Source organism: Croceitalea sp. W27, from assembly GCF_055693185.1.
Map to the genome: position 1 here is coordinate 2,204,214 of NZ_CM146327.1, position 14,077 is coordinate 2,218,290.

At 41.2% G+C, this 14,077-nt stretch carries 1 protein-coding gene; it reads right to left on the reverse strand.

The genetic code is table 11. From position 1 onward, the window contains the following. Window positions 1-8: 8 nt before the first annotated feature. Window positions 9-13,700, reverse strand: coding sequence for a T9SS type B sorting domain-containing protein (locus ACZ1GR_RS09945; RefSeq protein WP_472608834.1), 13,692 nt, complete (start codon window positions 13,698-13,700; stop codon window positions 9-11). Window positions 13,701-14,077 lie beyond the last annotated feature (377 nt).

The following is a 14,077-nucleotide window of genomic DNA, read 5'->3' on the forward strand; positions in this document are numbered from 1 at the left end:
TTAATACATTATCTGTATAGGGTAAAATGGCCAACAAATTCTCTTTCGTCATTTGCTCCATTAAGTTTAATCACATACCAATAATCACCTGTTGGTAATTCATGGCCTTGGTATTTTCCGTCCCAACCTCTATGGTCTTGGCCCATTTCACCGAGCTTTCTACCATAACGATCGTAAAGTATAATTAGTATCTCTGGGAACCCTTCAAGATTATCAGGAATCCAAGTGTCTCTTGTACCATCGCCGTCCGGTGTGAAGAAATTTGGTATCTCAATATCAATAAACTCCATTTCTATTTGAGCAATGGCCTCACAACCATTGGCATCAACTACCCGCACCGTATAGGTGTCAGTTCTATTAATGTAATAGACATTATTGTTTCCATTATCATTACCATCAAAATAGTAGGTATAATCTTCTAAACCTCCTGTTACGACGGCAGTAATTTCGTTAACATTGTTTTGTTCTAAAACCAAGGTCAAAGGCTCAAAGTTTTGAATTTCAAATTCAATGGTATTGATACACCCATTAGCATGTGCTATAGTTAGGGTATGTAGGCCAGGCGCCATGTTTGTAAAATTGGGCTCCAATTGCATTGGATTGGAATCCAATCCATATAACACATCTGAGCCTATGGATGGGTCTTCTAATGCTACATTGATATAATTATCTGGAGTATCGCCCGTACATTCATAAATAGGAGTAACCGTGGCATTTAAGTTCACACCAGACTCGATTTCTACTATGATGTTTTGTTCGCATCCTTGAGCATCTCTTACGAATATTACATACGTTCCAGCCGCCAAATCAGTAAACAAAGTTTGATCTTGCACAAAGTCTGCATCAGCATTTGAATTAAATGCCGTGCTATATGGAGCGGTACCCCCTGTAATTTCAACCTCAACAGACCCATCTTGATCTCCTTCACAAATTTCATTAGTTACGACGACCGCATCCATTTGTAATGGCTGAGGTTCAGTAATTGTAAAATCAAATGCTATAAAACAACCGTTTACATCTTGAGCAATAACATCATAATCTCCAGGAGCTAAATCATCAAAAACATTCACCGTATCAAACTGATTTAAAGTTGGAGAAATCGCATAAAGAATTTCGCCAGTACCACCAGAAACCTCAACAGTAATGGTTCCATTTTCTTCTCCAGCACAAGTAATATTTGTAAACTCTTCCCTATCAATTTGAAGCGGTGCAGGATCAACAATTAACGTTTCACCAGCAACCTCAACGCAGTCATCGCTGGTTACCCTAACATAATAACTTCCTGCAGGCAAACCACTGAACGTATTTTCAGATTGTGGGCCTGCAATAAGATTTGTTAAAGTAGCATCACCAAACAACTCATAACTGTAATTGCCAAGACCACCAGTTGTATTTGCAACAATTGTTGCGGAAGCCTCTCCTGTGCAATTTATGAACGCAGCGCTATCATCAATGGTAATTTCTAATGGTGGCACAGGCTCAACACTTATCTGGTTGGATAAAGGCACTTCACAATCATTGGCATCCCTTACCACAAATTGGTAATCCCCAGGCACTACGTTGCTAAAAGTATGTGAGCTTCCATTGTTGAAGGGCTCCCAACTTGCCGTAGTATCATTATAAAAGAAGTATGGAGCCGTACCCTCTGTAGCGGTCAGAATTAACTCTGCTCCTGTGGTACAGGTCATCTCGGCAGATTGCACAAGACTTGGCATTACTTCTGTAGGCTCATCTATTTGAACATGGTTTGTAGTTACATCACATCCCCAACCATCAACAACAGTAATACTATACACCCCAGCACCAAGATTATTAAAAGTCAGACTTGTTTGTGCGCCAGAAGTAAATATTGGAGTGGTGTCACCAAAGCTCGCATATTCATTCAGAACATATTGGTATTCACCGCTACCACCAGTAGGAAGGTCTGCAAATACAGAAGCATTTGTATCACCATTACACTGTAACATTAAGGTAGACGCGTTAATATCTGTTATTATTGGGGTTGGAGCTATTATAGCCTCAGAATCCAATAATTCGCAATTATTTGCATCAACTATTCTTACCAAATAGGTTGCCGCAGACAAACCAGTAAATATATGGCTGTTTACATTATCTACCTGTGTTACAGCTCCTGTTGAGTTATTGGTTAAGGTTATATCATAAGGAGCATAACCACCAGAAGGATCAACGAGAATCTCACCTCTGTCGTTGTAGCATGTTGCAGGCGCAACAGAATCTACGATTGCGGTTAAGGCCATATCTGGAGAGACTATGGTCACCATGTTCGTATCATCATTACACAATGAACTTCCAGCACCGGTTTCGGTTACCCTAACATAGTAATTACCACCCGAAAGACCGCTTACAGCTAAAGTAAAAGGATTGGCATTGGATGTCCCCGTATTGGTTTGAACAGAAACATTGTTTTGATCAAAGACTTCAAAGCTGAAGGAACCTATGTAATCATTAATTGTAACTTCCAATTCGCCATTAGTATCACCAAAACAAGTAACTGGGGTTGTTGCAACTGCGGTCACATCTATTAAATCGAACGCATCAATTACATGCACTACATCAACATAACAACCCGTTACATCGTTAGTAACCCTAAATGTATAGGTGTCTGCAGCAGTTAAGTTGAATGTGGAAGAAGTACTAGTTGAGCTTGCGTTGGAACCGTTAGGATTTCCTATTGGCAGCAATTCAAACGTATAGGTATGTCCTGTTGGGTTGCTCTCATTTATTGTAATTGTAATGTTTTCCGGATTCACACAAGTTATATCCGTATTTACAACTATAGATGCTGTAAAAGTGTTCAATGGATCAATGGAAATACTATCTGGGTATTCGCAACCATTGGAATCCCTTACAATATAATTTATGGTTTGTACAACACCATTATCAATTACCTGATAAGTGTTGGACGAACCAAAACCATTGCCATCAAAGCTATAGACGTATGGCGCCGTACCTTCAGTCGCGGCAACCTCAACCGTGGAGGTATTCACTGTGTTGTTGACATTACAAGAAAAAGGAGTTGCAGTCGCCGAAGCAAGTAGTGTATTGGGTTGCGTTACAGTTTCGTTTTTCACATCCTCACATCCTCTACCAGAGATTACGCGAACTTGGTAATCACCAGCAGGCAGGTCACTAAACAATGGACTGTCCTGTAAAGGCCTGTTTGGGGCCCCGGCACTTAACCCAATGAGTTCGTATTGATACACTGGATTTGTGTCAGTTGTTCCATCTAGCACCGCGGTAATACTGCCATCGCTGCCACCAAAACAACTAACATTTTCTATTACGGCATCCAAAAGAATTGGCGTTACTGGCGCATCCAAGGATTGCCTTACCTCATAAGTACACGGAGTGGCAGTGTCTAAATCCGTTATTACGAACACATATTCCCCATCTTGTGTAAGATTGGTAAAAATTCCATTGTTTTGTGAAACAACGGTAGTAAGGTCGGGATACGTAACAGTATAATCCAAGTTTGATGACCCACCGTTTACGTTTATTGTTATTTGACCACCTGGATCAACCGTACAATCAATTTGTTTTACAACATTAGCTGTTGCGGTCATTGCATCTGTTAGGACAACAGGACCAACGGTTGTATCACAACCCCATTGATCTAGAATGTAAACTTCGTAAGAACCTGCACCAAGCCCTGAGAAGATTGCTGAAGTCTGAGGAGAGCCCACGTTAGAACCATTTCTTACCAATTGATACGTATAATTGCTTCCTTGTCCTCCGCTTACCGGATTGGTAGACGGAATACCAACCACCTCTATTTCTCCTTCTAGGTTGGTACAGTTATAGTTGTTAATTTGCAAGTCCGCAATAATAGGTGTTGGGTCAGCTAAAACAACATCTGTTAATTGTTCAGGACAACCAAATTGGTCTATCACCCAAACTTCGTAAGTTCCAGCGGTTAGGTTTTCAAACCTTGGATTTGGCCCATAGTTGGAAATGTCCGTTGGATCAGGGTTTGGTGTTGTACTCACATAGTATTGGTATCCGCCCCATCCGCCTTCTACATTTACAATTTCAATAACACCATCGTTTCCAGGAACACATGTAATTTCAGTTACAATTCTATCGCCTGTAATAGCAGCATCTGGACCAGCAATACTAAAGTTTTCTTGATTCGTACAAAATGGATTGTTGTCTTGTGTAATGACCACGTAATAATCGCCAGCATTTAAATTTAATACTGGTGTTGGACCAAGGTTGGCATGGTTTAGAACACCTGTAACTGGAGTGTTGGTCACTTGCTCAAAAACTTGATAATCAAAACCAGCAGCGTATGTTGGATCGGTAATAGAGAACACAACTTCGCCAGTAGCCGTTCCATGACAGATTACATTACTTTGTACATCAACAACTATATCAAAAGTATTTGGTTCTGCAACCGTATGGGAAACAGTTGTTACACAACCTGTATTAATATTTTGTGCTTCAAAATTGTAAGTGCCAGCGGCTAAATCAAGAAATGTTCCAGAAGCTTGGTAAGCTCCGTTAGGCAATATTCTGAATTGATAATTGGCTGGATCAGCTGTAGAATTGGTCAATGAGCCTGTTGCGGTAATGGTAATATCTTCACCGCCGTTGGTACAAGAGATTGTTTCATCAACTGCAACAGAAGCAGACAACAACTCATCAAAAGGAGCTATTGCGGCTGTAGTACTGCCCACACACCCGTTTTCATCATAAACGTTTATGGTATAGGAGCCTCCAGCAAAATCGGTTTCAATATATGTTGGATTATTTCCTGATTGAACCACCACTTGAGCTTCAATAAGAAGCGTGCTGGGATCATCCTCCTCAATAAATTCATATCTAACATAAGTTCCACTGCCGCCTTGTACAAAAGGAGCTATGTCATTTACTGTGATTGATGCATTATTAGGATTGTTTCCGGTAGTACAACCAAATTCAACTACTGTTGGGTTTGGAACCGTAATTTGAGCAGGTGAGCCCACAGTTTCTGGTCTATCGGCAAAACATCCAGCCCTACCAGAGTACACCCTAACAACATAATCATTGGCGGAAAGGCCCACAAAAATGTTTGAAGACTGTACGCCGGATTGGGGGATCAATCCAGTAACATCAAATAATTGATAGGTATATAGCGGATTATCCATTCCCGGATCTAAAGTAACCGTGATGGTTCCGTCCGAACCTCCAAAGCATGTTACATCTGTAGGTGCTGTGGTAAATGACACCGGCGTTGGCACTGTTAATTCTATTGATGTAGAAGAATCACACCCAACAAAAGTTACATCATAAACAAAAGCAGTATAAAGACCACCATCTAAGCCACCAAATGTTGGCGATAACTGTCTTCCTCCAGTAACACTAAGGCCATTGTTAGGCCCAGAGGCATAGAACAACTCATATTCGTAAACACCGGAACCACCAAATGCCGTGATTACAATTTCACCATCCCCACCAATACATGATGGTAGAACGGTAGCATCAGCAGTAACTGCCGTTGGAGGAAAAACATCTACGGTTTCTGTTTCACCACAACCGTTTGCGTCTATAATTTCCACAGTATGTGTTCCAGAACTAAGTCCGGTAAAATCAAAAGTATCCCCAGCTACAGACAGTGTTGTTGATTGTGGAGACCCTCCATCCAATCGGAGGGTATATGGACCAACACCTGCAACATCCAAGGTTGTTGTTATTGTAAAATCGCCCTCAACCGCAGTACATTGATCAACGGTCAATGTTATTTCTGGAGATGGGTCATCAGCTATTGTAATATCTAAAACAGGACCAGCACAGTTATTGCCGTCAAGCACATAAACATCCCAATCCGTATTTACTGAAGGGTCTAATTCCGCATAGTTGCTTGTAGTGTAGTTACCAACAGGTGAAGCTCCATCCTCAACAAATGCATAAGTAAATGTTCCGTTTCCACCGGAAGCAACAACGGTTACCTGGGCATCATCGTTACAATTTCCATTATTGATGTCCACTAATCTTAAGTCTACTGGATTAGGTTCTATAATCCTAAATTCAAACGTATTGGAGCAAGAAGGATTTGTAGCTTCAATAAAGAAAAGCACGTAATCTCCTGGCGGTATGTTGTTTACCGTTTCCAAAGTAGTTGGGCCAGGTCCTGGAGGTCCAGTTGCTGTTCCACTATAGGCACCCCCCAAAGGATTATTGGTAAGTCTTTCCCTAATTTCATAATTAACAGCAGTTACAGTTCCGTCATATTGTTCAAATTGAAAAGAAATAGAACCATTGGTGTCTCCATGACAAGAAACATCTGTTACTGTTGGGTCTGGAACAACATCTATTAGGGAAACAGGATCTACATCCACCTCAACATAACTGGAACAGTTGGTGTCTAAATCTTCAACTTTAAAAATATAGGTCTGTCCTGCATTTAGTCCGGTAAAAGTTGCAGTTACATCTGTTCCAGCTCCAGGCGTAGTACTATTTGGTGCAGTTCCTGGACCAAATATTTCAAAGAGATAATTACCAGAACCACTATCAGCTGTTACTTGAACTGTACCCCCCGTTGCACAGTTAACAATAACGTTAGATGTTAGGTTAAGGAAAGGGCTAGCTAGAACACGAACAGGATTTTCATAATATTCACAGCCATTGGCATCAATAATCCTTACGTAATAATCCCCAAAGTCAAGACCATCAAAAACAACGGATGTGCTAGAAGTGTTCACGATAGGGTTGGACCCTGTTACAGGTACAATATTGTTTAAGTTATCATAAAGCGTGTAGGTAAAAGGCGCTACACCCCCACTGGTTCCTGGTATGTCAATTTCAATTCTTCCAGGAACATCTCCAATACCGGCTCCACCACAGCTCACATCAAAAGGTGTAACATCAGCAGTAAATAATGCAGGGTCGGTTAAGGTTACCGTGTCCGTAAAAGTACATTGGTTGGCATCCCTAACCGTGTAGGAGTAGGTTCCGGCCGCCAACCCAGGATAAACTGTTTGATTACTGAAACCAGCACCATCAAAATCCACCTCATATGGACCTTGACCAAAAGCAGTGTCAGGAATAATTTCTACTATTCCATTGGAATCACCATTACATGTAGGCTCAGTTATATCCGCAGTGGCTTGGGGATTTATTGCAGCTGTTACCGTAACTATATTTGATTCACCTGTACAGCCCTCACTGTCCGTTACTCTAAACCGATAGGTTCCAGGTGTTCCCGTACTGTAGGGCAATGCTCCAGTATATGCAGCATATGCACCACCGTCAAAACTTAATTCATAAGTATATGGAGCATATCCCCCATTAATATTTAACGTCAAAACAGCATTGGGCGACGAACTACAATCAATGTCTTTGGTAAGCACCAAATTTGCGGTCACTGCCGGTTCAATATCTTGAGAAACAGTATCCGTACATCCATTGGAGTCGGTTACCGTAAAGGTGTAGCTTCCCGGAACTAAATCAGAGAACGTATTTGAGGTTCTTTGGGCACCACCATTTACACTATAAAAATATGGCGCAGCACCACCTGTAGCTCCAACGACGATTGTAGCTAAATTGGTTGAGCTATAACAAAGATCAGAAGAAGCATCAATGCTTGCCGACGGGTTATCTGGGGTAACTGTTGTAAAAGTGTCCGTTCCAGTACAACCATTGCTATCTGTAACGGTAATGGTATGAACCCCTATTTCCGTAAGACCGGTAAAAGAGCCATTGTTCTGTGGACCAGCCGTAAAACCATTTGGACCACTAATTTCATAGGTATAACCAGGAGTCCCCCCAGTTGCAACAACAATCACTGAGCCATCTGCAACACAGGTTGGTTGTGTTAAGGTGTTGCTCAGTAAAATTGCATTGGGTTGAGTTAGTGTTTGACTAAAGGAAACGGTACAGGTATTTCCAAGACTGTCGGTAGTTCTAACATCGATGTCATAATCCCCTGCAGTTAACCCCGTAATGGTTACAGGAGTAGAACTCTGTGGCGCAGAAAATCCTCCGCTATTAACTTGATATTCAAATGTAGCATCAAAATTTTCAACTTCAAAAGTGATACTGCCATCATTACCCGCGTTACAACTTATGTTTGAGAAAGTAGTTATTGAAGCAGCAAAGGCATTTCCACTGTCAACGAAGACATCTGCACTGGTAGTACAATTGCTTCCATAGTTCACCGCAATCGTATGGTTGCCAGGAAGAACTCCATCAAACGCATTGCTTGCTTGAAAAGCACCTCCGTCTATGGAATAGGTATAACTGGGGTCGTTTGGCAATACCGTGATAGTTGCGTTACCATCACAATCGTAATCTGTGTTGAAGCTCAAAGTAGGTTCAGCGGGCAACGGTGCGATGACAATATCTGCCAACGAAATGGAACAGCTGGTTTCATTTGCATCTCGCACTTGAATGGAATAGGTTCCATCAGTTAAACCAGTAAAGGTGTGACCACCCGTAGTGCTTGTGGTCCAAGCCCCACCATTCAAACTATATTGAAAATCTCCTGAACCTCCGGATGTTGGCGTTACATTACCTACAGTAATCTCACCAAGTGTAGTACAGGTGTAAGCCTGTGTGAGTGTCGCTTCTGCAATAATTTGGTCTGGTTCTGCTACCGTGACAGTTGTAGTAATTATACAACTATTGGCATCTTGCACGCCGATGGTATAGTTGCCAGCACTTAAATTTGAAAAAGTAGCTCCCGAACTGAATGCGCCACCATTTAAATTATAGGTATATGGTGCTTCACCCCCAGAACCAATTATGGTAATTGCTCCGTTGGAGCCACCAAAACAGTCCACGTCAGTTACAGTAGAGGAAATGGCAAGGGTTGGATCTTGGGAAATCGTAATATCAAAAACAGCTTCACAATAACCGGCATTTCCTAAATTATCCCTAACGTAAACATCATAATCACCTACAGATGAAACAGTTACTGGGTTGGTTGTGGAAAAATCTCCTGAGTTTGGTGTTACTCCATCTGTAACAACAGCATAAACGTAATTTCCATCACCTCCGGCGGCTGTAATGTCTATGTTGGTATCAGTGCCACATGCTGTAATATTTGGCGCTGTTGCCACTATGGACAACTCTGGGTTGATTACAAGATTTTCTACAAAAGCAGTACAGTTGTTACCGTCCCTAACATCCACCCTGTAGGTCCCAGGACCTAATCCAGTGAACACATTGGAAGTTCCAAAAGGACCGTTGTTCAAACTGTATTCAAAATTTCCATCTCCTCCAGAGGTTACCGTAGCCGTAAGGGTAAGACCGGTAGCGTCATCGTAACAAAAATCATTTGGTGTTACTGCAAGTACTGGTGGAAAAGCCTCAAAAAGTTCAAAAGAGAAAGGCTCTTCACAACCATTCACATCCGTTACGGTACCATTGTAAATTCCATATTGCGTAAGGTTTGCAAAAGCGCCGTTGGTGTTCGTTGTTACTGGAGAACCATCTGGATTGTTAAGGACAAACGTATAACTGCCCCACCCTCCAGTTGCTGTAATTTGTGCAGCACCGACGGTTGTACACGTGGGCTGGGTTTCAGTAACAGTTAATGCAATTGCAGATGGAGGACCATTGATGGTTACATCCGTAGTTGCGGTACAATTGGTATCATTGTCCGTTACCGTGATGGTATACGTTCCATCGTCTAAGTTATTTAAATTGATTACCCCGTTGGTTTCGTTGGTTCCGGAAAAATTGGAAGGACCGGTCACTGTATAATCAAAAGAGGTGTTGAAGTCTGAAATGGTAAAACGCGCTTCGCCATCAGTATCGTCAAAACAAGTGATATTATTTATCAACTGTCCAACAACAGTAATAGGTGCAACGGGAGCTATTGTGAAATTTTCTTCGTAAACACAGTTTTTGGCATCAGTTACCCTAAACGTGTATGTGTCTGGGGAAAGACCATTAAAATCAGCTGAATTTCCGGAAGAGGAACTAGCAGTAACAGAAGATGGTGCAATTATCTCAAACACATAAGGTGCATTACCGCCTACAACAGTTGCTGTAACATCAGAAACCAATGTGGGACAAACAGGATTAGTAGCATTAAATGTTAGATCGGTTGTTGGGTTTAGGGGGTCTATGACAATATCTGGTGTTATAAAAACACAATTATTGGCATCCCTTATAGAGATGTTGTATGTTCCGTCCGTTAAGCCACCAAAAACATCGGCGCCAGGAGAACCATCAAAGTTTACCCCATCAATACTATATTCGTAGGGAGCAGCTCCTCCACTTGCAGTTTGTACTGTAATTACACCGTTTTGGGTACAGGTATAATCTTGGGTTAGGGCAGCAGTTCCCGTTACGCCACTGGTTGGACCTGAGACAGTCTGGTACTCAAGATAATCACAGGAAGCACTTCCCTTTCGCTGATTTACAACTATTACGTAGTCTCCCGCTGGCAGTCCAGGGAAATTTCCTGAGCCGTTGGTCGCCAAGGCATTGTTAACGTCATAACTATCTTCATCAAAATTAGTTGCATCAAACAGGTAAAAGGTAAGCTGATAGCCATTATTGCTTATCAGGTCAAAAACTATTGCGCCATTAGAATCCCCAAAACAGGCAACATCAGTTATTACAGTGGGATTAAAATCAGCCGAAGGCTGAAACTCAATAGTTACCGTATTGGAAATAGCACTACAGTTATTTCTATCAACAACAACGAACGTATAGTCTCCAGGATTAAGAATGTCAAAAATCACACTAGTCTGAAACTCACCAGCCGGAATATCATTAACGGTAGGATAGGAAGTAACAGTAACCCCGTTATCATCAACATAAGACCAGATAGCATAGTTATGAGGCGTTTGGCCTCCCGAGGAGTCCATTTGAATATTTCCCTCTCTACACGTAATATGTTGAGAAACCCTTGCTGAGAGATCTAAATCTGAAAGGTCATTTATCGTTACTTGTTCGGTATAATTACACCCGTCATCTGTGGTTAGTGTGATATCATAAACACCATCATTTAAACCTTCAAAAGTGTAGTTGTTGTCGTTGGAAGGACCAAACGTATCAACCGTTGTGCCCCCTTGTGAGATTTCGTAATAGTATTGCGCTTCAACATTAAGTGCTGAAATTGAAATCTCCCCAAGACCGGTACAATCAGTATCTCTGGTAGTCACATCAACCTGAAAATCTCTATCGAGAATGCCTATGTTGTCAAGTATGAAAACACAACCATCTACAACACCTTGTTGTCTCATTTCAACGCGATACGCACCGTTGGCCGCTATATCAAAACTAGGACCATTATTGGCACTATATGGCACTAAAACGGCATCATTGGTAGCGTCAACAAGTTGAAATTCATAGTCTAAAGGCATATTGGTGACAGTAATGTTACCAGGGGTATTACAGATAATATCACTGCTGTTGAATTGTGGGTCGAGAGGGTTTTTGAAGATGTTAAAATAAAATCTTGAAAAACAACCGTTGGCGTAGTTGATGACCACTCTATACTGACCGGCATCCGATGCTGTAAAATCACCTCCTGTTTCGACCGTATTCCATGTACAGGTATTGTTTTTATTGGCACAGTCTTCAGTAGCAGCAGTACAGCTTGCCTCATCCAATTGCTCCCAAACAATACTATCTGCATCAGGGATATTAATTTGAATAAGTTCAGTGTCATTAAGTCCACAAAGGAATATTTCCGGCAGTTCTTCACCGTCATTTGGACAAACGACGACCTCTCCTTCTACAGTATTTGAGGTATCATTTATCAATGCTGTTATCGGATTGCTTTGGGTTGTGCCAAACAAGGTAACAGTTATGATTTCTTGAAAACCTTTACAGGGGTCAGCAACTTGTTTGTCAACAATATATGTCCCTACTTCAGTTACTAGAAGGGTATCTGTATTAGCACCCGAAATAAGGGTGTCACCTGCATCAATTAGACCGTCATTATTTTCATCTACATACCAGAAGTAGGCATCAAAATTATCACCGGCATCAAGTACCACACTATCACCGCACAATTGAACCGTTCTTGAAAAATCACAGGCATCCAAGTCATCTAGCAAGAAGTTAGTTGCACCTGCATTTACAAAACCACATGAATCAAAATCGTTAACACTGGGGTCATCGGTTATTTGTGCTGTATTGATTTGGCCACGGTATGTAGAAAACGCCACATTTTGAATTTGATCAGTACAGGCATCAATAAAATCAAAACAGTTTTCAGCTACCCTTACCCGCATTCTAATGCTAGAGGCAGGATCGTTTTCTTCGATTAAATTATTGGGTATTGTAAAAGTTATTTCTCTTGTAGCTGGCGTATAAACATAGGTAACCCCAGCAGGTAAGATTAGATTTGTTTCATCGAGAGTGACATTAATTGGTAAAACATCACGTATTGTATAGTTTGTCGCATTATCATTTCCGATATTCTGAAAAGAGAGCACATAATCTAAAAATTGGCCCAGGTTTACACCTGCGCCAGTAATATCATTTCCAGCAATATCTTCTACCCTTTTCTCTAGAACAATATTGGGTTCAATAACCTCAACATTGAAGGAATTAAAGAAGGGATAATATTGGTCTCCATCTGTAGAAAACCGAAATGTTGCTGCCGTTTCACCATTTGGTATTATGGAGTTGGCCGCATTATTTAGGCGGAAGATATCGGTGTCGTAGCCCAGCGTATTTGTACTTGCCGGGTTTCTATTGGCAGTTACGATCCCATCTAAGGTAATATTACTGTTAAAGAAATTATCTGTTGGATTGGTGGCGTTGCCTATTGCGGTAAAACCTGAATTGCTTGAGGCTTCAATACTTAAACCGTCACCATCTATTCTAAAATCCCCTTCAAGTGTAGCGGCACCTAGGTCAGCTTCCACAGGTCCTGAAGGAATAGTTTCAAAACCACTATAATCGATATCGATAGTGTTTGTTCCGTTTACTCTTGCGAAACCATCAAATGTGGTTATAAACTTACCGGTTACCGTTGGGTTTTCATAAACAATTACTAGGGTCCAACCGCCGGTTGAACCGCCCCCAGGAGTCAAGCCCCCAGTTGTTGCCCTGATGTTTGCTACGGTATAATCTCCTTCGGGATTGGCTAATGCCGTAATCATAGAAGTCACGTCGGCATAACAGGCATATGGACTATTTTGTCTTACAGTATTATCGGTACTGTTAAATCCGTCGAACAATACTTCATCAGCAGTAATATCTACATACGCCCCTCCAGGAACCCTGAATTTCACTTGGTTAAAATCGGTTTGTCTTCCCGTTCCGACAGCTACGGTATTGGGGGTATAGCCTGAACTATTATAAGAGCCATTCGCCGTTGCACTAGGGTAGGTTGCTGACCAGTAAAGCCCGGCATAGCGAATTAAATTACAATCGGCCTGTTCAAATGTAAATGTTGAAGTACTTGAACTAAATGTAGATGAATCACTATCTACATCAATGTACTGCATATTTTTAAAATCATTGTAATTGTAGAAACCACTGCTATCATTGTTGGTGGAGCCATTATTGTTGTTGAGCTGATTATTATAGTCATCGTTCGGGCCTTCGCCACTAGTGCCGCTGTCCCTATTAAGAATATTGTTGCCAATAAAAGTAAGGTCACCCCTTAAATTACTTTGGTATCTAACTTCGAAAGTATTGTATTCTTGTGCAGATGCTATACCCACACAGCAGAGTATGAAAAGTAAAAAAAGAAAAGTAGGTTTTGGTATCCTAAAAGATAGTTTCATTTAGTTCGTCGGTTTAATAAAACTGGGCCAAACCGGGGGCGACTTGGCACTGTTTTAGTGATAGAGTTAAGCTATTTGTCTATTTGAAATAGGGCTACTACAATCTTATCTAATAACAAAGATTAGCCTTAAAACTGAGGTCGTAAACTTATTGTTGTAGCAGGGTTACTTTCTGTTGTGAAAGCAGGATTTCTCATGGTAAGCCCTAGTTTTAATGGGGTTACAAACAAGAGAGCATAGATGAACAGTGCGTTTTTTAAGACAAAGACATATGTTCATTTGAGATAAGAATATGTTTCTACATGATTTGGCAACAGAAAAGTCGACTGATCTTCGAGAAAATAAAAGTGAGAACCGGAAAACGCTCGAGGTGCGTA